The organism is Kitasatospora humi, assembly GCF_020907985.1.
Classification (GTDB): Bacteria; Actinomycetota; Actinomycetes; order Streptomycetales; family Streptomycetaceae; genus Kitasatospora; species Kitasatospora humi.
The window spans coordinates 143,197-166,895 of the sequence record NZ_JAJJPA010000002.1; the positions used below are offsets into that span (position 1 = coordinate 143,197).

Annotated in this window: 29 protein-coding genes and 1 pseudogene; 21 read left to right on the forward strand and 9 right to left on the reverse strand. The window is 72.0% G+C overall.

Annotated features, from left to right (window positions below; all coding sequences use genetic code 11):
* The first annotated feature begins 220 nt into the window (after positions 1 to 220).
* From LN042_RS03070 to LN042_RS03105, 8 genes are all read left to right on the forward strand, one after another.
* Positions 221 to 907 carry a response regulator gene (locus LN042_RS03070; RefSeq protein WP_230048192.1) on the forward strand — a complete coding sequence of 229 codons (687 nt, stop codon included), beginning with the start codon at positions 221 to 223 and terminating at the stop codon, positions 905 to 907.
* 112 nt (positions 908 to 1,019) lie between these two features.
* On the forward strand, positions 1,020 to 1,307 hold the full coding sequence (locus LN042_RS03075; protein ID WP_230048193.1) for an SHOCT domain-containing protein: 288 nt from the start codon (positions 1,020 to 1,022) through the stop codon (positions 1,305 to 1,307).
* 24 nt (positions 1,308 to 1,331) lie between these two features.
* Positions 1,332 to 2,324: an Acg family FMN-binding oxidoreductase gene (locus LN042_RS03080; protein ID WP_230048194.1), complete on the forward strand. Its 993-nt coding sequence runs from the start codon at positions 1,332 to 1,334 to the stop codon at positions 2,322 to 2,324.
* Positions 2,325 to 2,561: 237 nt separating this feature from the next.
* A complete protein-coding gene (locus LN042_RS03085; protein WP_230048195.1) occupies positions 2,562 to 3,248 on the forward strand; it encodes a CBS domain-containing protein in 687 nt (228 codons plus the stop codon).
* The gene (locus LN042_RS03090; protein WP_230048196.1) at positions 3,245 to 3,769 is read left to right on the forward strand and encodes a universal stress protein; all 525 of its coding nucleotides are present in this window, start codon (positions 3,245 to 3,247) and stop codon (positions 3,767 to 3,769) included. The genes LN042_RS03085 and LN042_RS03090 overlap by 4 nt, the downstream gene beginning before the upstream one ends.
* Before the next feature lie 400 nt (positions 3,770 to 4,169).
* Positions 4,170 to 4,835, forward strand: coding sequence for an OsmC family protein (locus tag LN042_RS03095; protein ID WP_230048197.1), 666 nt, complete (start codon positions 4,170 to 4,172; stop codon positions 4,833 to 4,835).
* The gene (locus LN042_RS03100; protein WP_230048198.1) at positions 4,826 to 5,284 is read left to right on the forward strand and encodes a CBS domain-containing protein; all 459 of its coding nucleotides are present in this window, start codon (positions 4,826 to 4,828) and stop codon (positions 5,282 to 5,284) included. The genes LN042_RS03095 and LN042_RS03100 overlap by 10 nt, the downstream gene beginning before the upstream one ends.
* Positions 5,281 to 5,907 (forward strand): CBS domain-containing protein, encoded by a 627-nt coding sequence (locus LN042_RS03105; RefSeq protein WP_230048199.1) that lies wholly within the window; start codon positions 5,281 to 5,283, stop codon positions 5,905 to 5,907. The genes LN042_RS03100 and LN042_RS03105 overlap by 4 nt, the downstream gene beginning before the upstream one ends.
* Here the strand turns inward: LN042_RS03105 and LN042_RS03110 are convergent.
* The 5 genes from LN042_RS03110 to LN042_RS03130 form a co-directional block, all read right to left on the reverse strand.
* Entirely contained in the window at positions 5,900 to 7,615 is a 1,716-nt protein-coding gene (locus LN042_RS03110; RefSeq protein ID WP_230048200.1) for a sensor histidine kinase, read from the reverse strand. The genes LN042_RS03105 and LN042_RS03110 overlap by 8 nt on opposite strands.
* A gap of 210 nt (positions 7,616 to 7,825) precedes the next feature.
* Positions 7,826 to 8,644 carry an ABC transporter permease gene (locus LN042_RS03115; protein WP_230048201.1) on the reverse strand — a complete coding sequence of 273 codons (819 nt, stop codon included), beginning with the start codon at positions 8,642 to 8,644 and terminating at the stop codon, positions 7,826 to 7,828.
* The gene (locus LN042_RS03120; RefSeq protein WP_372495667.1) at positions 8,641 to 9,633 is read right to left on the reverse strand and encodes an ATP-binding cassette domain-containing protein; all 993 of its coding nucleotides are present in this window, start codon (positions 9,631 to 9,633) and stop codon (positions 8,641 to 8,643) included. Before LN042_RS03120 ends, LN042_RS03115 begins: the two co-directional genes overlap by 4 nt.
* Positions 9,634 to 9,839: 206 nt before the next feature.
* On the reverse strand, positions 9,840 to 12,221 hold the full coding sequence (locus LN042_RS03125) for a glycoside hydrolase family 65 protein (RefSeq protein WP_230048203.1): 2,382 nt from the start codon (positions 12,219 to 12,221) through the stop codon (positions 9,840 to 9,842).
* Positions 12,218 to 12,502: a hypothetical protein gene (locus LN042_RS03130; protein ID WP_230048204.1), complete on the reverse strand. Its 285-nt coding sequence runs from the start codon at positions 12,500 to 12,502 to the stop codon at positions 12,218 to 12,220. Before LN042_RS03130 ends, LN042_RS03125 begins: the two co-directional genes overlap by 4 nt.
* 489 nt (positions 12,503 to 12,991) lie before the next feature.
* On the opposite strand from LN042_RS03130, the gene LN042_RS03135 reads away from it, so the two are divergent.
* Positions 12,992 to 13,690, forward strand: coding sequence for a CBS domain-containing protein (locus LN042_RS03135; protein WP_230048205.1), 699 nt, complete (start codon positions 12,992 to 12,994; stop codon positions 13,688 to 13,690).
* Positions 13,691 to 13,887: 197 nt separating this feature from the next.
* Here LN042_RS03135 and LN042_RS03140 read toward each other — a convergent pair whose 3' ends face one another.
* A complete protein-coding gene (locus LN042_RS03140; protein WP_230048206.1) occupies positions 13,888 to 14,277 on the reverse strand; it encodes an SCO5389 family protein in 390 nt (129 codons plus the stop codon).
* 24 nt (positions 14,278 to 14,301) lie between these two features.
* Positions 14,302 to 15,273 (reverse strand): ATP-binding protein, encoded by a 972-nt coding sequence (locus tag LN042_RS03145; protein WP_230048207.1) that lies wholly within the window; start codon positions 15,271 to 15,273, stop codon positions 14,302 to 14,304.
* Between the two features lie 349 nt (positions 15,274 to 15,622).
* Between LN042_RS03145 and LN042_RS03150 the strand changes: the two genes are divergently transcribed.
* The 7 genes from LN042_RS03150 to LN042_RS03180 all read left to right on the forward strand — a co-directional run bounded on the left by LN042_RS03150 (position 15,623) and on the right by LN042_RS03180 (position 20,840).
* Complete coding sequence (locus LN042_RS03150) at positions 15,623 to 16,588, forward strand: metal ABC transporter solute-binding protein, Zn/Mn family (RefSeq protein ID WP_230048208.1); 966 nt, start codon at positions 15,623 to 15,625, stop codon at positions 16,586 to 16,588.
* A gap of 44 nt (positions 16,589 to 16,632) precedes the next feature.
* On the forward strand, positions 16,633 to 17,532 hold the full coding sequence (locus LN042_RS03155; RefSeq protein WP_230048209.1) for a metal ABC transporter ATP-binding protein: 900 nt from the start codon (positions 16,633 to 16,635) through the stop codon (positions 17,530 to 17,532).
* Between the two features lie 31 nt (positions 17,533 to 17,563).
* On the forward strand, positions 17,564 to 18,433 hold the full coding sequence (locus tag LN042_RS03160) for a metal ABC transporter permease (RefSeq protein WP_230048210.1): 870 nt from the start codon (positions 17,564 to 17,566) through the stop codon (positions 18,431 to 18,433).
* Positions 18,430 to 19,266 carry a metal ABC transporter permease gene (locus LN042_RS03165; RefSeq protein ID WP_230048211.1) on the forward strand — a complete coding sequence of 279 codons (837 nt, stop codon included), beginning with the start codon at positions 18,430 to 18,432 and terminating at the stop codon, positions 19,264 to 19,266. The genes LN042_RS03160 and LN042_RS03165 overlap by 4 nt, the downstream gene beginning before the upstream one ends.
* 20 nt (positions 19,267 to 19,286) lie before the next feature.
* Complete coding sequence (locus LN042_RS03170) at positions 19,287 to 19,802, forward strand: Fur family transcriptional regulator (protein WP_308191755.1); 516 nt, start codon at positions 19,287 to 19,289, stop codon at positions 19,800 to 19,802.
* 317 nt (positions 19,803 to 20,119) lie between these two features.
* Positions 20,120 to 20,422, forward strand: a complete 303-nt coding sequence (locus LN042_RS03175) for a hypothetical protein (protein WP_230048212.1) — start codon at positions 20,120 to 20,122, stop codon at positions 20,420 to 20,422.
* Between the two features lie 115 nt (positions 20,423 to 20,537).
* Positions 20,538 to 20,840 carry an ArsR/SmtB family transcription factor gene (locus LN042_RS03180; RefSeq protein WP_230048213.1) on the forward strand — a complete coding sequence of 101 codons (303 nt, stop codon included), beginning with the start codon at positions 20,538 to 20,540 and terminating at the stop codon, positions 20,838 to 20,840.
* Between the two features lie 169 nt (positions 20,841 to 21,009).
* On the opposite strand, the pseudogene LN042_RS03185 reads toward LN042_RS03180, so the two are convergent.
* Positions 21,010 to 21,138: pseudogene (locus LN042_RS03185) on the reverse strand (GTP-binding protein); the annotation flags it as partial.
* The gene (gene rpmG, locus LN042_RS03190; RefSeq protein ID WP_230048214.1) at positions 21,134 to 21,325 is read right to left on the reverse strand and encodes a 50S ribosomal protein L33; all 192 of its coding nucleotides are present in this window, start codon (positions 21,323 to 21,325) and stop codon (positions 21,134 to 21,136) included. The gene rpmG and the pseudogene LN042_RS03185, both read right to left, overlap by 5 nt.
* 145 nt (positions 21,326 to 21,470) lie before the next feature.
* On the opposite strand from rpmG, the gene rpmB reads away from it, so the two are divergent.
* The 5 genes from rpmB to rpmF are packed head-to-tail and all read left to right on the forward strand — an operon-like array spanning position 21,471 to position 23,678.
* Positions 21,471 to 21,707 carry a 50S ribosomal protein L28 gene (rpmB, locus tag LN042_RS03195; protein ID WP_230048215.1) on the forward strand — a complete coding sequence of 79 codons (237 nt, stop codon included), beginning with the start codon at positions 21,471 to 21,473 and terminating at the stop codon, positions 21,705 to 21,707.
* Positions 21,707 to 22,012 (forward strand): 30S ribosomal protein S14, encoded by a 306-nt coding sequence (gene rpsN / locus LN042_RS03200; protein ID WP_230048216.1) that lies wholly within the window; start codon positions 21,707 to 21,709, stop codon positions 22,010 to 22,012. Before rpmB ends, rpsN begins: the two co-directional genes overlap by 1 nt.
* Positions 22,013 to 22,035: 23 nt before the next feature.
* Complete coding sequence (locus LN042_RS03205; RefSeq protein ID WP_230048217.1) at positions 22,036 to 23,223, forward strand: CobW family GTP-binding protein; 1,188 nt, start codon at positions 22,036 to 22,038, stop codon at positions 23,221 to 23,223.
* Between the two features lie 28 nt (positions 23,224 to 23,251).
* Entirely contained in the window at positions 23,252 to 23,494 is a 243-nt protein-coding gene (gene rpsR, locus LN042_RS03210; protein WP_230048218.1) for a 30S ribosomal protein S18, read from the forward strand.
* A gap of 19 nt (positions 23,495 to 23,513) precedes the next feature.
* Positions 23,514 to 23,678 (forward strand): 50S ribosomal protein L32, encoded by a 165-nt coding sequence (gene rpmF, locus LN042_RS03215; protein WP_230048219.1) that lies wholly within the window; start codon positions 23,514 to 23,516, stop codon positions 23,676 to 23,678.
* Positions 23,679 to 23,699: the final 21 nt, after the last annotated feature.

Below are 23,699 nucleotides of genomic sequence, written 5' to 3' on the forward strand. Positions count from 1 at the left end.
TCGAAGGTCCGACCGGCATTGCCGGCGAATTGTCGTCGTTCGTGTGATCTCCTACGACCACTGTCCCCACCGTGCACTGCGGCCGCAGCCGGTGGCCAGGGTCCATCGGGGTGCGACTCGCGACCGGCCGTGGGCGCGGCCCGGGCACAGCCGGTGCGACCAACCCCGGCGGCGCGCAGAATCGAGGGGAGAGCACCCAACCGGTTCAAGGAGATCGGCGATGGACGGAAGCGTGCCCGGCCCGCCAGTGAGGGTGTTCCTGCTCGACGACCACGAGGTGGTCCGCCGCGGGGTGCGGGACCTGCTGGAGGCCGAGCCGGACCTCGAGGTCGTCGGTGAGGCGGCCACCTGTGCTCAGGCACTGGCCCGGGTGCCGGCCTTGCGACCGCAGGTTGCCGTGCTCGACGTGCGGCTGCCTGACGGCGACGGGGTCACCGTCTGCCGCGAGCTGCGCGATCGGATGCCCGAGCTCGCCTGCCTGATGCTCACGTCCTTCGACGACGACGACGCCCTGCTGGACGCGATCATGGCGGGGGCGGCCGGGTACGTGCTGAAGCAGGTCAAGGGCTCCGACCTGGTCAGTGCCGTACGGACCGTGGCCTCGGGCCAGTCGATGCTCGATCCTGCCACCACCCGCAGGCTGATGGACAGCCTGCGCCACCACGACGAGGAAGACACGGACGCAGTGCTCGCCCAGCTCACCCCGCGCGAGCGCGAGATCCTCATGCTGGTGGGAGAGGGGAAGACCAACCGGGAGATCGGAAAGGAGCTCTACCTCGCCGAGAAGACCGTGAAGAACCACGTGTCGCGGCTGCTCGCCAAGCTCGGGGTCGAACGCCGTCTCCAGGCGGCGGTGCTCGCCGCCCACGCCGCCGACGCCGACCACCACACCTCCCGGCCGCACTGAGCCCGGGCGGCCCAGCGGTCAGGGCCGACCGGCCCATGTGACGGCGGTGCCCGCGGCCGCACCGTGGACATGAGAGGGCGCAAGCCCCATCACCCACGGTCGGGAGCACGTGATGATGGACTGGAACGGTGACGGTATGAACGGCTGGGGTTTCGGTCTCATGACCGTCGGCATGCTGCTCTTCTGGGGCTTGCTCGTCTTCGGCGCCGTCGTCGTGGCCCGCCGCCTCGGTCACATGTCCCGACGGCACCCCGCCGCGCCGCCCACGGCTCCACCCACCGACCGGTTCCCGCCGGAGCAGCTCCTCGCCGAGCGCCTCGCGCGCGGTGAGATCGACGCCGACGAGTACCGGCACCGCCTGGAGGTCCTGCGCACCGGTACGGGGAAGAGCTCGAACTGACCACGTCGATCCAGGGAGGCCGCCATGGTCACCATGGCCCTCGACGCCGCCGCGCTGGAGAAGCTGATCTCCGCCGCGGTCGCCGCGCCGTCCATCCACAACAGCCAGCCGTGGCACTTCCGGCTGCGCCCGGAGACCGCCACCCTGGAGGTCCTGGCTGCGCGGGAGCGCTCAGTCCCGGTGGCCGACCCGCTGGCCCGTGCGCTGCACATCTCCGTCGGCGCCGCGATCCTCAACCTCCGCACGGCGGCCCGCCGGCTGGGCTGGGCGCCCGAGGTCCGGCTGCTCCCCGACCCCTCCAGGCCGGACCTGCTGGCCGAGGTCGTGCTCGGCCGGCGGTCGCACGCCGTCCCTCCCCGCACGGATGAGCTCTACGAGGCGATCTGGCACCGGCACACCATTCGCACACCCTTCACGGGGCCCGAGGTGCCGGCCGGCGTTCGCGGGGAACTCGCCGAGGCCGCCCGTGCGGAAGAGGCCGTCCTCCACTTCCCCGGCGGCACGGAGCGGACCAGGATCCTGCACCTCACCGCCGAGGCCGAGCGCCGCGGTACCACGGACCCGGAGCGGAGCAAGGAAAGCCGGGGCTGGATCCAGTCGCCCGGTGCCCCGCCGTACGGCATCCCGGCAGCCGCCCTCGGCCCGCAGGACGCCTCCGGGCAGCTGCCCGTGCGGGACTTCTCGGCCATTCGCCCGGCCGAGCACCTGCCCCCGGTCCCGTTCGAGACGGAGCCGTGCATCGCCGTTCTCGCCACCGCCCGCGACCGGCCGGTGGACTGGCTGCGGGCAGGCATGGCCCTGGAACACGTGCTGCTGCTGGCCACCGTGCACCAGGTCCGGGCTTCGCTGCTGCACCAGGCGATGGAGTGGCCCGACCTGCGCTGGGAGACCCGCGATCCCGAGCACGGGCCCGGCTACCTGCAGATGCTGCTCCGGCTCGGGTACGGACCGGAAGGGGCGCCGACCCCCCGACTGCCGGTCGCCGAGGTGCTGGATGTCGAGTCCTCCGTGTCGTGAGGCGGGTGGCGGGACGCGCCGGGGGACGCGTTGGTCGTGGCGCGGTGGGGTCAGGCGGAGTGGGACAGCTCATGATGTGAGTCGGTGCCCCCGCCGTTGTGTCCGCGCGGGCCGGGGCGGGTGAGGGTGCCCGGCCGGTGGAGACCGATCGCCCATGAGCCGCCGGGGCGGGGTGGTCGTAGCGTGGGAGGGAGGTGCGGCTGCCGTCGGCGGCCCGGTGACCAGGTGAGGCGAGCCATGCACCATCGCACCGTCGAGGAAGTGATGACCCGCGAGGTCGTAACGGTGGCCCCGGAGTCGGGGTTCCGGGAGATAGCGGAGCTGCTGACCGAGTACCGGATCAGTGCCGTGCCCGTGGTCGATGCCGAGGACCGGCCGGTCGGGGTGGTCTCCGAGGGTGACTTGATCCGGGCCCAGGCGGCCCAGGAGGACGCGTCCGGCCTGCTGCCACCGCCGATCGACCGGCCGGCGACCAGCACCGCGGTGACCGCCGAGGACCTGATGGGCAAGCCGCCGGTGTGTGTCGGACCGGAGGAGAGCGTCGTGGTGGCGGCCCGGCTGATGGACCGTCATCACGTGAAGCGACTGCCGGTGGTGGGGGAGGGCGGTCGGCTGGTCGGCGTGGTCAGCCGGCACGACCTGTTGCGCGTGTTCCTCCGGGACGACCACGCGATCCACCGCGAGATCGTCGAGGAGGTGCTCGACCAGGTGGTCGGGGTGAGTCCCGCGGCGGTCGGGGTCGAGGTGGTGCAGGGGCGGGTGGTGCTCAGCGGCCGACTCGGCCCGCCGTACCTGGTGCCGATCGTGCTGCGGCTGTGCGCGGCGGTGGACGGGGTGGTGTCGGTGACCGACCGGATCGAGCGGGTGGCTGAGCAGAGCCCGGGGGAGAGCACCGGCCAGGCGAGCCGGAGGGAAGGGTCATGACCAGGGAACCCGCGGTGGAAACCGCATCGGAACCTGCGGCGCTCGACCCGAACGGGGCCCGACCGACGATCGTGGTGGGAGTCGACGGCTCGGCGTCGGCCGCGGCCGCGGTGCAGTGGGCGGCGCGGCAGGCGAAGTTGGAGCAGGCCGACGTGCTGGCGGTGATCGCCTGGGATTACCCGGCGCTGGTCGGCTTGGGTGTGGTGGTTCCGAGCCAGGAGATCGAGGACGCCGCCGGGGAGGCCCTGGCGGAGACGATCACGCGCGAGCTGGGGAGCGAACCGGAGGTTCCGGTGGCCCAGCGGGTCGTCTACGGCTACCCGGCCGAGGTGTTGCTGGACGCTTCCCGTGACGCCCATCTGCTGGTGGTGGGCTCCCGGGGGCTGGGCGGTTTCGCCGGCACCGTGCTCGGCTCGGTCGGCCGTGCCTGCGTGGAGCACGCGGCCTGCCCGGTCGTGGTGGTGCGCGGCCCGGAGACCGGTCACCACCACGGGCACGGTGCCGGTCGCCACCTTGACTGACGTCAACCGCCCTCCCCGGTCACGGTCGCACGGCCGCTGAGCCGATCCTGCCGCAGTCGCAGCCACAGGTGGCGCTCACCGGCCGCCCACGGCTCCGGCGTGCCCTGCTGTTCGAGGTGGGCCGGCGCCGGGCCGGTCGTCGATCGGCAGTGCGGTACCGCCCGCGAGCACACTGCAGCCGGTGCGGCTCGGCTCGTCAATCCATGGCGGCCTTCATGGCGGCCTCCCGCTGTCCGTTCGTTCGCCGGGCTCGGGGCCGCCCGTCCCTGCCCCCGGAACAGGAGAACCAGGCCCGGCAGGACAGGGCCGACCGGCCCAGCTACCGGAGCCCGCCGACCCTGTCCGGTGGCGGGCGGAAGCGGTCTGCTGAAGGTACGCGGCACGAAGGGTTGGAGGAGCCATGCTGACCGATACGATCTCGCATCAGCAGAGTCTGCTGCACACGCGCGCCGGACGGACCATCGTCGTCTCGCGGTACCCCTCCGGCATCCTGGCTGCCGAGCCCGGCCGGGTCGTGCTGGACACCGCCGTGGTGCCTGGCGACGGCGCCGGGGCATGGGCCTCGCTGACCCCGGTCGAAGCCCGCAAGCTGGCCGGCCTGCTGCTCCAGCAGGCCACCGCCGTCGAGGGCAACGCGCCGCGGTTGACCGGACGGCTGGAGGCGGTCGCCGTGCGGGACGACATCTACGCGATCACGGCCCGCGGCCACCTGCTGACGGTCGATCAGCCGGTCGACCACGGCGGCGCCGACAGCGGACCGACCCCGGCCGAGCTGCTGGTCGCCTCGCTGGCCGGCGGTGTCGCGCACTACGCCGGACGTCACCTGGACCACCACCAGGTGCCACGCGACGGGCTGCGGGTGACGGCCGACTTCACCATGGCCACCGATCGCCCGGCCCGGGTCAGGTCGGTGGACCTGAAGCTGTTCGTCCCGAACCTGCCGCCGGAGCGAGCCGACTCGCTGCTCGCGGTTGCCAGGTTCTGCACCGTGCACAACACCCTGATCGAGCGGCCGAACGTGACCGTCACGTTGGACGGGAGCCCGGAGCAGAAGCCATGCGAGTAGCCGACCTGATGACCGAACCACCGGTGACGGTGAGCCCGGAGACCAGCGCCCGGCTGGCAGCCCGGCGGATGGCCGAGGAGAGGGTCGGCTGCCTGCTGGTCGTCGCGGCCGGCGAACTGGTGGGGGTCGTCACCGATCGCGATCTCGTGCTGCGCGGCACGGCTCTCGCCGCCAACCCGCACACACCCGTCGACCGGTTGATGACGGTCGAACCGGCCGTGCTCGCCCTCGACGACGATCTCGACACCGCCTACGGGGCGTTCCGCCGCACCGGCGTGCGGCGGCTACCGGTGCTCGACGGACGGCGGCCGGTGGGCCTGCTCGCCGTGGACGACCTGCTGCTGGACGTACTCGACCGGCTCTTCGACCTGCTCGGCCCGATCTCCTGGAGCGCACTGCGCGACGGCGGCTCGAGCACACCGCCCACCCTCGTGAGGAGGACACCATGACCCGCCGATGGACCACCGTGGGCGAGGTGATGACCCACGCGGTGATCGCGGTCGGCCGCGACGCCGGCTACCGGCAGATCCTGGAGAAGCTCCAGGAGTGGCGGGTCAGCGCCGTCCCGGTGCTGGCCGGCGACGGCCGCGTGATCGGGGTCGTCTCCGAGGCCGACCTGCTCCTCCACGGTGACCGCGACCCCGGCCACGCCGGCCGGTTGACCGCCCGGGAGCTGATGTCGGCGCCCGCCGTGTGCGTGCACCCCGACAGCCCCACCGCGCTGGCCGCCCGCGAGATGGCGCACTACCGCCTGAAGCGGCTGCCGGTGATCGATGGCGACGGGCTGCTGGTGGGCATCGTCAGCCGCAGCGACCTGCTGAAGGTCTACCTGCGGGAGGACCAGGAGCTCGCCGACCAGGTCAGGTTCGAGGTCCTCGCTCTGCTGCGTCCGGAACAGGCCGCCGGGGTCGAGGTGAGTGCGATGGAGGGGCGGATCAGCCTGACCGGCACCCTGCCCGACGCCGACCTGCTGCCCGTCCTCGAGCGGATGGTGCGGGCGGTGCCCGGGGTGGTCGACGTCGAGGCGAACCTCGTCAGCCCGGTCCGCGCCGGGGCCGCGGCGCTCAGGTGACCGGCAGCGGCACCCGCCAGACCAGCTCGGTTCCGCCCGCCGGCAGGCCGTGGGCGCGGAACCCACCGCCATGTGCGGCCGCGCGCTCGGCCAGGTTGGCCAGCCCGCTGCGCCGTCCGCCCTCCGGGAGGCCCACCCCGTCGTCCGTCACCGTGACCACCAGCTCTGCACCGGCGGCCACTGTCACTCGGACGTGCTCGGCCTTGGCGTGCCGTGCCGCGTTCGACAGCGCTTCCTGGAGCACCGCGACCGCGTCGTCCGCCACCGCCGGCGGCACCCGGCTGTCCAGCAGGCCGGTCATCACCAGGCCGGGGGTGAAGCCGAGTGCCTCCGCCGCGCGCTCCACCGACTCGGAGACCCGCGCCCGCAAGCCTGTGGCCTGCGGGCCGGAGCGCTCGCGCAGGCCGAAGATGCTGGAGCGGATCGTCTTGGCGGTCTCGTCCAGATCGTCGATGGCCCGTTGCACCCGGTCGGCCGCCTCCGGGTGCTCGATGAGGCGCAGCGCGCTCTGCAAGGTCATTCCGGTGGCGAACAGCCGCTGGATGGCCAGGTCGTGCAGGTCGCGGGCGATCCGGTCGCGCTCGCGCAACAGCGCCACCTGCTCCGAGTCGTGGCGGCGCTCCGCGAGCTCCATCGCCACCGCCGCCTGCGCGGCGAAGCCGGTCAGCGGTATCGACTCGTCCTTCTCGAACAGCGGTCGCCCGGCCTCGCGGGCGAGCATCAGGACGCCGTGGATACCGCCTTCGGACGTGCCGATCGGCACGGCAACCGCGGGCCCCAGGCCCGCCCAGCGCGGCGGGCCGACGGTGATCCGGGGATCGTGCTGCACGTCGGCGCTGGCCACCAGATCGCCGGTGAGCGCCGCGGTGCCCATGAACGAGCCGACCAGCGGCAGCACCAGACCCGCGTGTTGCTCCGCATCGCGTCCGACCGCGATCCGCACCGTCAGTTCCTCGGTGCCGACCACCGGTAGGGCGACCACGGCGAGGTCGGCACCGGCGATCTCGGCCGACTGGGCCACCAGTAGGTCGAGGACCTCCGCCTCGGCGCTGCCGGACAGCAGGGCGTTGGTCACCTCGGCGCCCGCCGTCAGCCAGCGCTCGCGCAGCCGGGCTCGGGCGTAGAGGCGGGCGTTGTCGATCGCCACCCCGGCCGCCACTGCGAGGGTGGTGAGCACCGCTTCGTCCTCGGCGTCGAACGGGCCGCCGCGCTTCTCGGTCAGGTAGAGGTTGCCGTAGATCCTGTTCCGGATCCGGATCGGCACGCCAAGGAAACTGTGCATCGGGGGATGCCCGGCCGGGAACCCGGCGGCGGAGGGGTGGTCGGCCAGTTCGGCCACCCGCAGCGGCTCCGGGTGGCGGATCAGCTCGCCCAGCAGCCCGCGCCCGGTCGGTAGGTGCCCGATCCTCGCGGCCCGCTCCTCGTCGATGCCCACCGGAATGAACCGGGACAGCCGGCGGTCCTCACCGACGACGCCGAGCGCGCCGTACCGCGCGTCCACCAGGGTGACGGCAGCCTCGACGATGTGCCGCAGCGCCTGTTCCAGCTCCAGGTCCCGGCCGACCGACAGGACCGCCTCCAGCAGACTGTGCACTCGGTCGCGGGTGCCGCGTGCCGCGTCCAGCCTGCTCTGCAGTTCGTCGAGCAACTGGTCCAGCCGCAGCCGCGGCGACTGTTCGGCCGGGTCCTCGTCCGCCGCACCGTTCATCGGGGCCTCCCGGATCGCCTTCCTCCTCAGCCTATGCAGCCGGATCCTGCTGTGCGCCCGCTCGGCCCGTCCGATCCTCCCGGTGCCCCGCCGGCCGTGCTGTACGGCGGCACCAGCCGGTGGCCGGGGAGCAGGCTGACCGTCACGCCTCGTGGAGGCCGATCCGTCGCACCACACCGTTCCCTTCGTGCGGAGGCCGTCCGACCGGCGTCACACCGCTCTGCGGTACAGCCACACGCCCAGCGGGGCGAAGACGGCCACGATGCCCGCGTCCCAGGCCAGGGCCAGCCAGACATCGGTCGCGGCGGGGGTGCCCAGGACCAGATCCCGGACCGCCTGGGCGCTCCTGGAGACGGGTTGGTGGTCGGCGAAGGCCTGGAGCCAGCCCGGCATGGTGCGCACCGGGATGAACGCGGCCGAGGCGAAGACCAAGGGGACCAGCAGGGGGAAGGCGGCGGCCTGCGCGGTCTCCGGGTCCCCGACGGCGAGCCCCACCACGGCGAAGATCCACGACATCGCGAAGCCGAAGGCCAGCACGAGCAGGACTGCGGCGAGGAAGGCCGGCACCCCGGCGTGCAGGCGGAATCCGACCGCGAAACCCATCCCGGTCATCAGGGCCACCACGAAGACGTTGCGGGCCAGGTCGGCCAGGGTCCGGCCGGACAGGACCGCCGAGCGGGCCATCGGCAACGAGCGGAACCGTTCCATGAGGCCGGTCTGCATGTCGGTGGCCAGGCCGATGGCGGTGTTCATCGCCCCGAAGACGGCCGTCTGGATGAAGATGCCGGGCATCAGGTAATCGACGTAGGGGACGCCGATGACGCTCCGGCCGATCACTCCGCCGAACACGTACCGGAACATCAGGACGAAGACCAGCGGCTGGATGGTGGAGAAGACCAGCAGCCGGGGGACCCGGACCAGGCCGATCAGGTTGCGTCCGGCCACCGCCAGCCCGTCCCGCACCGGGGCGGCCAGGGACTCCCGCACGCCTCCGGTCGGCCGCCCGACGGCGGCCTGCCCGGCCGTCATGACGCGCCGCCCGTCTCCTGCTCCGCCGCCGGCTGGTCCAGCGTTTCCGCGTGCTGCCCGGTCAGCGCCAGGAAGACGTCGTCGAGGCTCGACTCCCGCACCGCCACGGTGCGGGGCGCGAGCGCCTGGTCGTCGAGCAGGTGCAGCACGTCGAGTAGCAGCCCGGAACCGTCCTGGGAGGTGATCCGTACGATCTCGTCCTGCCGCTCGGCGGTGCGGGAGAACCGGTCCGTGATCATCCGGGTGGCCCGTGCCGCGCGGTCCTCGTCGGCCATCCGCAGCTCGATGACGGTGTTGCCCAGCCGTTCCTTGAGCATCGCGGGGTCGTCGTCCGCGATCACCCGCCCTGCGCTGAGCACCGCCACCCGGCTCGCGAGGCGGTCGGCCTCCTCCAGGTACTGCGTGGTCAGCAGCACCGTGGTGCCGGTGCTCACCAGCTCGCGGATCATGTCCCACAGGGCGATCCGGCTGCGCGGGTCGAGGCCGGTGGTCGGTTCGTCCAGGAAGAGCACGGGCGGCCGCGGTACCAGCGCGGCGGCCACGTCCAGGCGGCGGCGCATGCCGCCGGAGTAGGTGCGCACCGTCCGGTCACCGGCGCCGGCCAGGCCGAACCGCTCCAGCAACTCGTCGGCCCGCGCCCGCCTCCCGTCTCGGGACACCCGGGTGAGCCGGCCGATCAGCCGCAGGTTCTCCCGCCCGGTGAGGTTGGGGTCGACGGCCGCGTACTGCCCCGCCAAGCCGATCAGCCCGCGCACCACCGCGGCCTCGCCCACCACGTCGTGTCCCAGGACTTCGGCCCGGCCCGAGGTCGGTCGCAGGATGGTGGTCAGGATCCGGATCGCCGTCGTCTTGCCGGCGCCGTTCGGGCCGAGCAGTCCGAAGACCGTCCCGGCCGGCACCTCCAGATCGATCCCGTCCAGCGCGGTCAAGGACCCGAACCGCTTGGACAGCTCCCGCACGCTGATCGCCGACGAAGCCAAACCACTCACCTGCCCAGGCCGAGCCCGGGTCCGAGGGGCGGCTCAGGCCCGGCAGCACTGTTCCATCATCCGCCCGGCACCCGCGGCCCGCCGAGCGCGGAGGTCGGCCGCCGGCCACCCGGCCCCGCGTCGTCCGCCGCGTACGGGGTACTCGCCCTCGGCATCGTGGGCGGCGGGGTCGTCGTGGCCGGCGGTCTCGGGAGCATCTTCGGGCATCAGAGTGAGAAGGTGCGGCTCTCGCCCGGCCCGATCGCCGTCGTCGAGCCCCGGATGGCGACCCGGATCGGCGGCTGGTGGCCCTCGCGCAGGCTCACCGTGGCCGTGTGCCGGTCGACGGCGATGTGCACGCCCCAGTGGCCGCGGTAGCGCAGGTCGAGTTCGAGGCGGCCGAGTGCGGATGGCAGACGGGGATCCAGCCAGAGGATGTCCTCGCGGATCTCCAGGCCGGTGTAGCAGCGCTGCAGCAGGTCGACGGCGCCGGCCATCGCGCCCAGGTGGATGCCCTCGGCGGTGGTGCCGCACTGGAGGTCGAGCAGGTCGCTGCCCAGGGCGTTGCGGAAGAACCGCCAGGACCTGCGGCGGTCGGCGCGGGTGAGCACCCAGGCGTGGACCACCGCGCTGAGGGTCGAGCCGTGGACGGTGCGGCGCAGGTAGTAGTCGGTGGTGCGGCGCAGCAGTTCGTGTCCGGCCCGGTAGCCGAGCCGGCGCAGCAGGTTGCGCAGTTCGTGCGGGGAGAACAGGTAGCAGAGCATCAGGACGTCCGCCTGTTTGGACGCCTTGTAGCGGTTGACGGTGTCGCCCTCCGCTTCCAGGATCCGGTCGAGGCGCTGCAGGTCGGGGTAGCGCTGCCGGTAGGCCGACCAGTCCAGCTCCTCCAGGCGCTCGTAGCCGGCGAACTGGCTGATCACGCCGTCGTGGAACGGCACGTGCAGGCGCCGGCCGACCTCCTGCCAGCGGTCCAGTTCGGCGTGGTCGATCGCCAGGCGCTCCAGCAGCTCGTCGCGGCGGTAGTCGGGCAGCAGCTCGACGGTGTCCAGCGCGCGGGCCAGGACCCAGGAGGCGAGCACGTTGGTGTAGGCGTTGTCGTCCAGGCCCGGGCCCTGGGCCCAGGGGTAGGCGTCGTGGTACTCGTCGGGCCCGAGGACACCGCGGATCGAGTACCGCTCGCCGCTCGGGCCGTGGGCGGCGAGGGCAGACCAGAAGCGGGCGATCTCCAGCAGCATCTCGGCCCCGGTGGTGGCGAGGAAGTCGAGGTCGCCGGTGGCCTGGTAGTGCTGCCAGATGTTGTAGGCGATCGCTGAGCCGACGTGGCGCTGCAGGTGGCTGTGGTCGGGCAGCCAACGGCCGGAGAGCGGGTTGAGGTGCAGCTGCTGGGACTCCTCGCGGCCGTCGCTCGCGCTCTGCCACGGGTACATCGCCCCGCGCAGGCCCGCCGCCTGGGCGGCCTGCCGGGCGGCGTCCAGGCGGCGGTGCCGGTAGCTGAGCACGGCTCGGGCCAGTTCGGGGAAGCGCAGGTTGAGCAGGCTGAGCACGAACAGCTCGTCCCAGAAGACGTGGCCACGGTAGCCCTCGCCGTGCAGGCCCCGGGCCGGAACGCCGACGTCCAGGTCCACCGAGTGCTCGGAGTAGGTCTGCAGGATGTGGAACAGGTTCAGGTGGAGTGCGAGTTCGCTGTCGAAGTCGGCGTCGATCCGGCAGCGCCGCCACAGTTCGGCCCAGCGCAGGGTGTGCTCGTGCCGCAGGCACTCGAAGCCGGGCGCGTGGGCGGCCAGCCGCCGAGCGGCGATGAGGGGCGCGTCGATGGCGGGGTCGCGTGAGGTGTACACGGCCACGGTCTTCTCGATGGTGACCGGATGGCCCTCGGTGACGTCCACGCTGAGCACCTCGGCTGCCCAGCCGTCCCGCAGTTCGTCGGTGCGACGGCTCTCGGGCGGCGTCGCCCGGGTGCGGGCGGCGAGTGCGATGTGCAGCGGCGAGCTGGAGGCGGTGACCTGCAGCCACAGGATGCCGTCCTCGTCCATGCCCTGCCCGGCGGGGAGGAGGTGACGACTGGCCAAGCCCCGGTAGCGGGCGACGCCGGTGTTGGCCACGGTGCCGTCCAGCGCCGAGCGGACCTCCAGGGTGCCGGACCAGTTCTCCGCCAGCAGCTCGGTCTCCAGCGCCGCCAGGTGCGGCTGGGCCTGGCTGGCGATCCGGCGCTGCACCAGACGGGTCCGGCGACCGGCCGCGTCCACCACCAGCGCGCATCGGGTCAGCACGCCCTGGCGCAGGTCGAGGTCGAGGCGCTGTTCGGCCGGCGGTCCGGTGAACCAGTCGCCCTCGGTGGGGCGGAAGGTGAAGGACTGCCAGTTGGGACAGTTGACCAGATCCTCGCTCTCGACCGTCCGGCCGCCGACCACCGACGTCGCGCGGTTGTAGACGCCTGCCAGGTAGGTGCCCGGATAGTGCACGCCGTCCGCGTGTGACTCGGGCGCGGCGGCACGGCTCACCAGGTAGCCATTGCCGACCGCGCAGAGCACTTCGCGCACGCCCTCCTCGGCCACCTCGAAGCCCTCGAAGCGCAGGTGCCAGGAGTCGGAGAGGTCCGGTTCGGTCACGGCAGCAGGCCTGCCGTGCGGATCAGGTGGCCGGTGACTCGCCGCGGGCTGATCCGTACTCGGGTCCGGCGGGTGCCGCCGACGCCGGGACCGGGGTCGGCGTGCGACTCCAGGGACTCCAGGGACTTCAGGGACTCCAGGTAGGTGACGGCGGTCCCGGACCCCGCAGCCACCTCCTCGCGGCCGAGGCCCGGCCGGCGCCGACGGTGCAAGACCCCACGGCCGACGTCTCCCGGATGTCTGGGGCAGTCCTGGGCCTTGTGCGTGCCTTCGGTGCTCATGAACATCCTCCTGCCTGCCGTGGTGCTGTCGGGCCACCGCAGCGATCCCTTTCATGGTCGGTCGAAGCGGTGACTGCGGCGAGGCCGTTCGGGCCCTTCGCAGGTCGTCCGGCCCTGGCCTGTCGGGCGACTCGGAAGCAGTGTGGAGCTGAGAGCTGCTGCTGCATGGCGGAGTCGGGGGTCGAGACGCTACCGTCCAGTACCCACCGCATCCCGCGTAGCGCTGCTCGCCGGCGGGACCACCGCCGCGGCCCGCCCGATCGGTCCTGCCGACCGTTCAGCTCGACGGGTGAGCGGGAGGTCGGGATGCTGATTCCGTGGGCCGTGATCGTCTCTGATACCGGTGGACCGCCTTTCCGCGGTGAGTCCGCGCGGACCTGCTGTCGTGGCCGGGTCGGTCCTCGGGAGGGGACCGAACGGCCCTGGGACGGCCGCGAGGACGGGCGCAGAGTGGTGGTAGGGAAAGCCGAGCTGTGAGGAGTGAGGACCATGCAGCACCGCACTGTCCACGAGGTGATGACCCAGGAGGTGGTCACCGCGCGGCCCGACACGCCGTTCAAGGAGGTCGCGGCGCTGTTCCACCGCAATGACGTCACCGCGATCCCGGTCGTCGACGATCAGGGCCAGCCGATCGGCGTGGTCTCCGAAGCCGACCTGATCCGTAAGGAGGCGGTGCTGCCCGACCCCGAGGGCCGTGTCCCCGGCCGGTGGCTGAACCGCAAGGACCGGGCCCGCGCCGAGGCGGAGACCGCCGGCGGCCTGATGACCAGTCCGGCCGTCACCGCACGGGCCGGCTGGAGCATCGCCGAGGCCGCCCGTGCGATGGACAAGCACAAGGTCAAGCGGCTGCCGGTGGTGGACGAAGTCGGCCGATTGGTCGGCATCGTCAGCCGCAGTGACTTGCTGCAGGTGTTCCTGCGGCACGACTCGGCGATCCGTGAGGAGATCAACCACGACGTCCTCGGTCAGACCCTGTGGCTGGCTCCCGGCGAAGTGCAGGTGGCCGTGCACGAGGGCGTGGTGACACTGACCGGACGGCTGCCCCGCCGGAGTCTGGTCCCGATCGCGGAGCAGCTGTGCCGGGCGGTCGACGGCGTGGTGGCAGTCCACCAGACGCTGACCTGGACCGAGGACGACACCGAACTCCACCTGGAGAAGCCGCACGCCTACGGAGCCGGTCGGCACTGACCGAGCGCACGGTGAGTGTCGATCCGCCGGCGGTCCTCGGCGGAGAGCCGCACGGAGTGGAGCAGGGGCCATCGGGTGGACCCACGGCTGGTGGGCGACCATGAGTGCCCTCTGATCTGAGCCGACCGGGGCACCCCGGCCCGAGGCACGCGAGCGCCACCACGCACCTGCTGAAGCCTCCGGGGTCTCCGGGGGCTTCAGCAGCTGCGCAGTTCGGGTGTCTGGTTGAGGACTTGGGTGCGCTGGGAGGTGAACTCGCGGTAGGCGTCGCCTTGTTCGATGCCGGGGCGGAAGGCGGCGACGCGGTGGCAGTTGACGAAGGCGAGTTTGACACCGAAGTGCTCCTCCAGGCTGCCGCGGATGGCGTTGCTGGCCAGGGCGCGCAGCAGCTGGGCGCGCTCGTCGTCGGTGGGCGTGGTGTTGTTGTCGACGAACTCGGCGGTGGTGGTGACGAGTTCCTCACGGAGGCCGGCGACGACCTGGTAGGCGTAGGGGAGCGAGGTGCGGACGGTTTCGATGAACGCGGCCTGGCTGACCTCGCCGGCCTCGGCCTGGGTGAGGAGGGCGGGGGAGATGTCGAGCGACATGGGTGTTCCCTTTCATGTGCGGGATCAGTTGGTGGAGGGGATCCGGAGGGCGGCAGGGCCATGGGTGAAACCGGGGTCGACCTGCTGTGCCAGGTCTGCTCCGGTGCTCGCGTTGGCCCAGGCCGCGGCGTTCTTCAGGTGGAAGGCGACAGCCTGTGCCTGGAATGTCCGCCAGTCCTGGGGGCGGGCGTCGACTGCCGCGTGCAGCCGGTCCAGGGCGGCCCGGTTGGCGTCCTCAAGCTGGGCCAGGGGCGCGTTGTGGCCCTGCTCCTGGGCGCGTACGTAGGGCGAGTGCTCCAGGCAGACGAGGAGGTCGTCCCCGACGTGGCGGCGCAGGAAGTCGACGTCCTCGGGGCCGGTGACCTTGTTGCCGACGACGGCGAGCGCGACGGAGTGTTCGGCGGCGTAGTCGCGGTACTGGCGGTAGACGGAGACGCCCTTGCGGGTGGGTTCGGCGACGATGAAGGTCAGGTCGAAGCGGGTGAACAGGCCGGAGGCGAAGGAGTCGGCACCGGCGGTCATGTCGACGATGACGTACTCGTCGCTCAGGTCGACGAGGTGGTTGAGGTAGAGCTCGACGGCTCCGACCTTGGAGTGGTAACAGGCCACACCCAGGTCGGCGCCGGTGAACGCGCCCGTGGCCAGCAGGCTGATGGCGCCGGCCGGGCGGGCGAAGCGCTGGTGGATCGGGTCGTCCCCGGCGGGCCGGAGCAGGCGTGAGCCCCGTCCGGCCGGCGTGGTCTTGACCATGGCTGCGGCCGAGGAGATCAGCGGGTTGCTGCCGCGCAGGTACTCCTTGATCTCCGGGAGGTGCTCGCCGAGGGCGGGGAGCAGGAACGCCTGGTCCTCGCTCATGCCGAGGGCGACGGCCAAGTGCTGGTTGATGTCGGCGTCGACGGCGACCACGGTCCGGGCGGACGCGGCCAGGTGACGGGCGAAGAGTGCGGACAGCGTGGTCTTGCCGCTGCCGCCCTTGCCCACGAAGGCGACCTTCACGGGAGCTCGCGATCTATCGAAGATGAAAACCATTAACGCTAAGGACTGTGGTCGATGTCCTGACGCTGTGTCAAGTCGGCCATCGGCTCGGTGGTGGCCCCAGGGTGCGCGGGCGGCTTCGGTGCCTGTCGCGATCGACGTCGGCAACGGCCGGGGCGGCGGGGCAGTGGGGCGGCGGGATGTGGCATGCCGATGGGGCGCCGGCCGAGGGTCAAGCTTTGGCAATGATTTTCATCGTGTACTAGAAGCAGGTAGAGATGAAAATCATTTCTACGTAGGGTGGGTGGTGTCCACCGGAGCCGGGTCCCGTGTCACGGGAGTCCCGCACGTTCGAGGAGTTGTCCCCGTTATGACCGCTCTGCCTCCCCGCGAGGTCCGCCGTCGGCCCCTGAGATTCGCGCTCGCCGCCGCGGCCGTGGCGGCGCTGGCCGCCACCAGCGCCTGCTCCACGTCCTCCAAGGCCGCCTCAGGTGGTGCCTCGGCGGCCGGGGGCTCGAAGGTGATCCAGGTGGTGGCGGCGGAGAACTTCTGGGGCAGCATCGCCACTCAGCTGGGCGGCGCACACGCGAAGGTGACGAGCATCATCACCAACCCGGACACCGACCCGCACTCCTACGAGCCGACCGCCGCCGACGGCCGCACCATCGCCGGCGCGGACTACGCGATCACCAACGGGATCGGCTACGACGCCTGGTCGGACAAGCTGCTGGCCGCCAACCCCGCCGGCGGCCGGACCGTGCTCAAGGTCGGGGACCTGTTGGGCAAGAAGGAGGGCGACAACCCGCACCAGTGGTACTCGGCGGACAGCGTCCACAAGGTGATCGACCAGATCACCGCCGACTACAAGAAGATAGACCCGGCCGACGCGGCCTACTTCGACACCCAGAAGAACTCCTTCGAGACGCAGACGCTGGCCAAGTACAACCAGCTGGAAGCGGACATCAAGGCGAAGTACGCCGGCACCCCGATCGGCGCCTCGGAGTCGATCGTCACCCCGCTCGCCGAGAGCGTGGGCCTGAAGATGCTGACCCCGGAGACGTTCCTGGACGCGGAGAGCGAGGGCACCGACCCGACCGCCGCCGACAAGGCCACCATCGACCAGCAGATCTCCGGCAAGCAGATCAAGATCTACGTCTTCAACACCCAGAACTCCGACCCCGACGTGGTCGCGCAGGTCAACGCCGCGAAGGCGCAGGGCATCCCGGTCGCCCAGGTCACCGAGACCCTCGCCCCGGCGAACGCCACCTTCCAGGACTGGCAGACCCAGCAGCTGCAGGGCATCGAGGACGCACTGAAGCAGGCGACCGGCAAGTGAGCGTCAACCCGACCGAAGAGGTCCGAAGCGAAGAGACCCGTGCAGTGTCGGAAGGCACCGGCTCGACGCCCGTGGCGCCGCCGCCCTCGGCCGGCGGCGAGCCGGTCCTGGCGCTGCACGGCGCGGCCGTCCGGGTGGGTGGGCGGACCCTCTGGTCGGGGGTCGATCTGACCGTTGGGGCAGGGGAGTTCACCGCTGTGCTCGGCCCCAACGGGGTCGGCAAGTCCACCTTGATCAAGGTACTGTTGGGGGTGCTGCCGGCCGCGGCCGGCGAGGTGCGGGTGCTCGGCGGCGCCCCCGGAGCGCGCAACTCCGCCGTCGGCTACCTGCCGCAGCGGCGCAGCTTCGACGCGAGCGTGCGCATCCGCGGCGTGGACGTGGTGCGGCTGGGCCTGGACGGCGACCGGTGGGGGATCCCCGTCCCGGGCCTGGGCCGCGCCAAGCGTCGGGCCGCGCGCGAACGCGTCGAGGCGGTCATCGAGCTGGTCGGCGCCTCGGCCTACGCGCACCGGCCGATCGGGCAGTGCTCGGGCGGCGAGCAGCAGCGGCTGCTGATCGCCCAGGCGCTGATACGGCGCCCGCAGGTGCTCCTGCTGGACGAGCCGTTGGACAGCCTCGACCTGCCCAACCAGAGCGCGGTCGCCGCACTCCTCGGCCGGATCTGCCACCAGGAGCAGGTGGCGGTGGTGATGGTCGCGCACGACGTCAACCCGATACTCCACCACCTGGACCGGGTCGTGTACATCGCCGAGGGCGGCGCCGTCTCCGGCACCCCGGCCGAAGTGATCACCTCCGACACACTGACCCGTCTGTACCGCACGCCCGTCGAGGTGCTGCGCACGAGCGACGGGCGGCTGGTCGTGGTCGGCCAGCCCGAGGCGCCGGCACTGCACAACGACCGCCACGACCACGGGACGGAGGGAAGTCGTGCTGCTGGGATCTGACGCCGCGTCACCTGTTTTCTCCTGGAACCTCTTGAGTGACTTCCAGGAGATGTGGTCCTACGCGTTCATGGTCAACGCCTTCCGGGCCGGCCTGGTCGTCGCGGTGGTCTGCGGGGTGGTGGGCTGGTTCATGGTGCTGCGCCGCCAGACCTTCGCCGGGCACACGCTGTCGGTGGCGGCCTTCCCCGGCGCCGCGCTGTCCGTTCTGGCGGGCTTCAGCCTCTCGCTGGGCTATTTCGGTTTCTGCATCGCGGCGGCACTGGTGATCGCCGGGCTCCAGCGGCGGGGGCAGGGCAGCGGGGCGGAGGAGTCCGCCGTCACCGGCACGGTGCAGGCGTTCGTGCTGGCCTGCGGGTTCCTGTTCATCACGCTCTACAAGGGGCTGCTGGAAGGACCGGAGGCGCTGCTGTTCGGCAGCTTCCTGGGCATCACCACCGGCCAGGTGGTGGTGCTGGCGGCGGCCGGTGCGGTGGTGCTGGCCGTGCTGGCGGTGATGGGTCGTCCGCTGCTGTTCGCCTCGATCGACCCCGAGGTCGCCACCGGGCGAGGTGTTCCGGTCCGGCTGCTGTCGACGGTCTTCCTGGTGCTGCTCGGCGCGGCGACGGCGGAGGCGAGCCAGATCACCGGCACGCTGCTGGTCTTCGCGCTGATGGTGATACCGGCCGCCACCGCCCAGCAGCTCACCGCCCGGCCCGGGTTGAGCCTGCTGCTGTCGGTGCTGCTCGGCCTGGCCGCGTGCTGGTGCGGGCTGATCGCCGCGTACTACCAGCCCTACCCGCTGGGCTTCTTCGTGACCGGGTTCGCCTTCGCCGGCTACGTCCTGGCCCACCTGGTGCGCATCGCCCGCGAGGCCCTCGGCCGCCGACCGCGCGGTCCGCTCGCGATCGGAGGCGCGGCATGAGCACGGTCCTCTCCCAGGAGTTCTTCCAGCACGCCCTGCTGGCCGGGACGTTCATCGCGCTGGCCTGCGGGCTGGTCGGCTACTTCCTGGTGCTGCGCGCGCAGATCTTCACCGGCGACGCGCTCAGCCATGTCGCCTTCACCGGTGCGATGGCAGCGCTGGCGGGCGGCTACGACCTGCGGCTCGGGCTGTTCGCCGCGACCATCGGGGTGGGCCTGCTGCTCGGCGGTCTCGGTCGCAAGGGGCGCCCGGACGATGTGGTGATCGGCAGCGTCTTCGCCTGGATCCTGGGTCTCGGCGCGTTCTTCCTCACCGTCTACACCACCTCCCGCAGCGCGGCCCAGGGCGGCGCGGGCACCACCGTGCTGTTCGGCTCGATCTTCGGGCTGAACGGCAGCCAGACCATGCTCGCCGTGGTCATCGCCGCCGCGATCTGCCTGGTTCTCCTGCTCGTCGCCCGACCACTGCTCTTCGCCACCCTCGACGAGGCGGTCGCCGCCGCGCGCGGGGTGCCGGTGCGGCTGCTCGGCTTCGGGTACCTGGCCCTGGTCGGCGCCTGCGCCGGGGAGGCGACCCAGGCGGTCGGCTCGCTGCTGCTGCTCGGCTTGCTCGCCGCACCGGCAGGTGCGGCGATCCGGCTCACCGACCGGCCGTTCCGGGCCCTCGCCCTCTCGGCCGGCCTCGCCGTCGCGGAGATGTGGGGTGGTCTGCTGCTCAGCGCCGAAGTGCCGAAGCTGCCTCCGAGCTTCGCGATCATGGCCACCGCCAGTGCCGTCTACGCCGCCACCTTCCTGGTCCGACCGGCGCGGCGCGCCGTCCCGGCAGCGGCCTGACCAGCATGACGGGGGACGCCATGATCGAGACGAGCGGGACCGCACTGCCCGCGGCCGGCGTCCAGCCGCCGGCTGCGGCGAACGGGCGGCACCGTCGAGCCGTCGACGACCCGACCGGTGTGCCGCCGCCGGGGGAGGTGGCGCTGATCGGCCGCCCCACCCCGCAGCGCGCCACCGTGCTCCAGGCCCTGGTCGACACCGAGGGCTTCGTCAGTGCCCAGGCCCTGCACGCCCGGCTGCTCACCACGGGCGGCCGGGTCGGCCTGAGCACCGTCTACCGGACGCTGACCGCGCTGGTCGCCGCCGGTCGGGCCGATGTCGTGCGGGACGAGGCCGGGGAACGGTCCTTCCGCTACCGGCAGGGCTCCGACCACCGCCACTACCTGATCTGTCGTCAGTGCGGCCTCAGCCTTCCGGTGGACTCCGCGGCGGTCGAGAGCTGGGCCGACGAGATCGGCGCGACCTCCGGCTTCACCGCCGTCGAGCACACCGTCGAACTGACCGGCACCTGCAGCGACTGCACCGCTGCGGGCTGAGCCCACCTCTCTCACCCTCCTGACGGGAGGGCCACGCCCAGACCTCTGTCACCCCAACGGGCCGACCACGGCGCTGGACGCTGCACCACCCGGTCGGATGGCGGCCGCCGCCGGCCCCCACCGCGCCGGCCAGGACCAGGGTGTCCCGTCCCGCGTGCAGCAGGAGGCCGATTTTGATCCCACTGGTGTCCGCAAGGCGCGCTCGACATATGCAGACATCGTTATATGCTGACTTTTAGATGCACTGAGCAGTCAGGCGGGCGGTCGACGCATGTCCGCGGCCTTGTCCTGGCGCCGTACGTGAGAGGGAGCCCCCGATGTCTGCCGCAACGCTGCACCGCACCCACGCCGAGCACCCGCACGCCCACGGGGAGGGCTGCGGCCACGTCGCGATCCCACACGGCGACCACGTCGACTATGCGCACGACAGCCACCTGCACCGGGTGCACGGGGACCACGTGGACGAGTGCGCTGAGACCGAGCACGCCGTCCACCAGGACCACGACCACCAGCACGGGCCGGACTGCGGCCATGTGGCGGTGCCGCACGAGGACCACGTGGACTACGTGCACGACGGGCACCGGCATGCGGGCCACGAGGGCCACTGGGACGACCACTGAGACCTGTGGGTGACCGAGGGCGGGCCGGGGAACCATCCCCGGCCCGCCCTCGGCGTGCCCGCGGTCCGCAGTGGGGTTGAAATCCATTGTCAGGTATTAAGGTATGCATATGGCAATGGATCCAGCTCCCGGTGAACCGTCGGCCGATCTTCAGGCCGCCAGCGAGCTCCTGCGTGCCCTGGCCGCCCCGGTTCGCCTGGGGATCGTGCGCGAGTTGGCCGGCGGTGGCCGGCCGGTCCACGAACTCGTCGAGGCCCTTGGTGTGAGCCAGCCGCTGGTGTCCCAGCACCTGCGACTGCTGCGCGGCGCTCGGATCGTCACCGCTCATCGAAGGTCCCGCGAGATCGAGTACACGCTCACCGACGAGCACGTCGCCCACATCGTGCTGGACGCGATCCGGCACGCCGGGGAGGCGTGAGGCGGGAGGCGTGTCGTCGCGGTCGGTGCGAGGTCAGTGGGCGTGGGCCGGTGCGGTGGGGCAGTACTCGGCCCAGGCCGGGAACTGGTCGTCGTAGGCCGACCAGGCGTCCGGTCCCGCCGTGAGCTGCGCGTCCGTCAACAGGCACTCGGCCAGGGGAGATGCCCTACTCCTCGGTTTCGGGCACGTGGTCGCCGTTGAGTTCGGCGACCCAGCCGGGGGCTTCCTGGGCGCGGGCGACGTCGAAGCGGCCGGTGCCGAGGACTTCGGCGGGCGGCGGGATCCGGCCGCGGTCAGCGCCCTTCGCGGAAGTCGACGTGCCGGCCCACGACCGGGTCGTACCTGCGCAGCACCGGGCGCTCCGGGTCGTTGCGGCGGTTCTCGCGGGTCACGTACGTGTAGCCGGTCCCCGCGGTGGACCGATGGGGCCCCTCCCGGCCGAAGGCTGGGGGATCGATGTCCGGGCGCGGTTCGTTGCGGGCCATCAGTCATCCTCTCGGGGGTTCATTCGCACTATACCGAAATGGAAGTCGTTTTCATCTGAGGTACTGTTGACTCCGTCAGGACGGGCCGTGCGCCCGTCCACCGTGCCGCGCTGCCCTGCCGCGCCCGCGACCACCGGAGTCCACCATGTCCGCTCACTGCCAACTGACCGGCCGCAAGCCCGGTTTCGGCAACTCGATCTCCCACTCGCACCGTCGCACCCCGCGCCGGTTCGACCCGAACATCCAGCGCAAGCGCTACTGGCTGCCCAGTGAAGGCCGCTACGTCCGCCTCACGCTCAGCGCCAAGGGGCTCAAGACCGTCGACGTGATCGGCATCGAGGCCGCTGTCGCCCGGATCCGCGCCCGGGGGGAGAAGGTCTGATGGCCAAGCAGAGCAAGATCGCCAAGAATGAGGCCCGCCGCCGGATCGTCGCCCGCTACGCCGAGCGCCGCGCCGAGCTGAAGCGGATCATCGCCCGGCCGAGCAGCACGCCGGCCGAGCGGGAAGCCGCCCAGCAGGAGCTGGCCCGTCAGCCCAGGGACGCCAGCGCCACCCGGCTGCGCAACCGTGACAGCGTCGACGGCCGCCCGCGCGGCTACCAGCGCGCCTTCGGCATCTCCCGGATCAACCTGCGCACCCTCGCCCACGCCGGCCACCTGCCCGGTGTCCGCAAGTCCAGTTGGTGAACCGTGACCCCCGAGGAGGCCCTGTGTCCCAGGATGTGAGGCTGCCGGTGGTGGTCGTCGCCGGACTGCACGAGGCCCAGCGCCGCCAAACGGTGCTGGAACTGCTGGAGGGCTGCGTCGACGCGGTGGTCCTCCATCACGACCTGCGGGACGCGTCCCACGGTGTGGTGCACCGCCACGTCCGGGACGGCAAGGGCGAGTTCGCGCCCACCACGGTCCCGCTGACCAACGACTGCCCGTGCTGCGCCGTGCGCGAGGACCTGCTGCCCGAACTCGCCCGGATCGCCGAGGACGGTCAATACGGCCTCGCGATAGTCGAGTTGTGGGGCGGCAGCGACCCGCACCCGGTGGTGGAAGTGATCGCGGGCGGCGAGGTGGACGACACCTGCATGCACGAGGTGATCGAACTCGCCGGCGTCGTCACGGCGGTGGACCCGCTGCGGCTGATCGGCGAGCTGTCCGTCTCGGACGCACTGCACGAACACGGACAGCACACCTGCGCCGACGACGACCGCACCCTCGCCGAGGCGCTCGCCCACCAGATCGAGTACGCCACCGTGCTCACCGTGCCGCGGGCCGGCCGCGAGGGTGGCGCGCCCGAGCGGTCCGCGGGCCTCGCGATGCTGCGCCAACTGCACTCCACCGCCCGGGTCGTGCGGCTCGGGACGGGTGAACTGCTCCGCGCGGCGCTCGGCGGCTTCGACGTCGCCGCCGCGCGTGACCGGGTCAATCCGGCCTTGGCGCTGCTGCCCCAGGAGAGGGACGAGGCGGGCGTGGCCACCGTGGTCTGGGAGCGCCGCCGCCCGCTGCACCCGACGCGGCTGCACCAGGCGCTGGAGCAGCTGGTGCCCGCCGCCCAGCGCAGCCGCGGCCGGTTCTGGCTGGCCAACCGCCCCGACCTGATGCTCGCCTGGGACGCCGCCGGGGCCAACCTGGCGGTGGAGGAGTGCGGCCCCTGGCTCGCCTCGCTGCCCGATGCGGCCTGGGAGCTCTACCCGCCCACCCGCCGGGCCGCCGCCGCCCTCGACTGGCACCCCCTGCACGGCGACCGCATCCAGCAACTCAGCTTCACCGCCGAGGGCCTGGACACCGACGGGATCGTCGAACTGCTCGACTCCTGCCTGCTCACCGACGCCGAACTACTGGCCGGCGAACCCGGGTGGAAGACCCTGCCCGACGCGTTCGCCGACCTGCTGGACGCCCCGTCCTGAACCCCTGACACGAAGGAGACACACCCCGATGGCCAAGCGCACCGGCCCAGGGCGGCCCGCCAAGCCGCGCCCCAATCCGCTGCTGGAAGCAGGCATCACCTACATCGACTACAAGGACACCAACCTCCTGCGGAAGTTCATCTCCGACCGCGGCAAGATCCGTAGCCGCCGCGTCACCCGGCTCACCGTCCAGCAGCAGCGCGCGATGGCCCGCGCCATCAAGAACGCCCGCGAGATGGCGCTGCTGCCGTACTCCTCCACCACCCGCTGAGAATCCTGGAGCAACCGACATGGCCGTCCCCAAGCGCAAGATGTCCCGCAGCAACACGCGCCACCGCCGCGCGCAGTGGAAGGCGAGCGCCCCGCAGCTCGTCCCGATCACCGTCCAGGGTCAGGAGTTGCTGGTGCCGCGCAACCTGGTCAAGGCGTACGAGCGCGGACTGCTCACGCCCTGAAGTGCGGCTCCGAACCGCGCG

Bases quoted from the DNA above. Each gene is read 5' to 3' on its own strand.
- LN042_RS03100 (WP_230048198.1), top strand. From the start codon at position 4,826: ATGCGAGTAGCCGACCTGATGACCGAACCACCGGTGACGGTGAGCCCG.
- LN042_RS03085 (WP_230048195.1), top strand. From the start codon at position 2,562: ATGCACCATCGCACCGTCGAGGAAGTGATGACCCGCGAGGTCGTAACG.
- rpmB (WP_230048215.1), top strand. From the start codon at position 21,471: ATGTCCGCTCACTGCCAACTGACCGGCCGCAAGCCCGGTTTCGGCAAC.
- LN042_RS03070 (WP_230048192.1), top strand. From the start codon at position 221: ATGGACGGAAGCGTGCCCGGCCCGCCAGTGAGGGTGTTCCTGCTCGAC.
- LN042_RS03080 (WP_230048194.1), top strand. From the start codon at position 1,332: ATGGTCACCATGGCCCTCGACGCCGCCGCGCTGGAGAAGCTGATCTCC.
- LN042_RS03140 (WP_230048206.1), bottom strand. From the start codon at position 14,277: ATGTCGCTCGACATCTCCCCCGCCCTCCTCACCCAGGCCGAGGCCGGC.
- LN042_RS03090 (WP_230048196.1), top strand. From the start codon at position 3,245: ATGACCAGGGAACCCGCGGTGGAAACCGCATCGGAACCTGCGGCGCTC.
- LN042_RS03180 (WP_230048213.1), top strand. From the start codon at position 20,538: ATGGATCCAGCTCCCGGTGAACCGTCGGCCGATCTTCAGGCCGCCAGC.
- LN042_RS03075 (WP_230048193.1), top strand. From the start codon at position 1,020: ATGATGGACTGGAACGGTGACGGTATGAACGGCTGGGGTTTCGGTCTC.
- LN042_RS03095 (WP_230048197.1), top strand. From the start codon at position 4,170: ATGCTGACCGATACGATCTCGCATCAGCAGAGTCTGCTGCACACGCGC.
- rpmF (WP_230048219.1), top strand. From the start codon at position 23,514: ATGGCCGTCCCCAAGCGCAAGATGTCCCGCAGCAACACGCGCCACCGC.
- LN042_RS03105 (WP_230048199.1), top strand. From the start codon at position 5,281: ATGACCCGCCGATGGACCACCGTGGGCGAGGTGATGACCCACGCGGTG.
- rpsR (WP_230048218.1), top strand. From the start codon at position 23,252: ATGGCCAAGCGCACCGGCCCAGGGCGGCCCGCCAAGCCGCGCCCCAAT.
- LN042_RS03175 (WP_230048212.1), top strand. From the start codon at position 20,120: ATGTCTGCCGCAACGCTGCACCGCACCCACGCCGAGCACCCGCACGCC.
- LN042_RS03130 (WP_230048204.1), bottom strand. From the start codon at position 12,502: ATGAGCACCGAAGGCACGCACAAGGCCCAGGACTGCCCCAGACATCCG.
- LN042_RS03110 (WP_230048200.1), bottom strand. From the start codon at position 7,615: ATGAACGGTGCGGCGGACGAGGACCCGGCCGAACAGTCGCCGCGGCTG.
- LN042_RS03135 (WP_230048205.1), top strand. From the start codon at position 12,992: ATGCAGCACCGCACTGTCCACGAGGTGATGACCCAGGAGGTGGTCACC.
- rpsN (WP_230048216.1), top strand. From the start codon at position 21,707: ATGGCCAAGCAGAGCAAGATCGCCAAGAATGAGGCCCGCCGCCGGATC.
- LN042_RS03150 (WP_230048208.1), top strand. From the start codon at position 15,623: ATGACCGCTCTGCCTCCCCGCGAGGTCCGCCGTCGGCCCCTGAGATTC.
- rpmG (WP_230048214.1), bottom strand. From the start codon at position 21,325: ATGGCCCGCAACGAACCGCGCCCGGACATCGATCCCCCAGCCTTCGGC.
- LN042_RS03165 (WP_230048211.1), top strand. From the start codon at position 18,430: ATGAGCACGGTCCTCTCCCAGGAGTTCTTCCAGCACGCCCTGCTGGCC.
- LN042_RS03115 (WP_230048201.1), bottom strand. From the start codon at position 8,644: ATGACGGCCGGGCAGGCCGCCGTCGGGCGGCCGACCGGAGGCGTGCGG.
- LN042_RS03170 (WP_308191755.1), top strand. From the start codon at position 19,287: ATGATCGAGACGAGCGGGACCGCACTGCCCGCGGCCGGCGTCCAGCCG.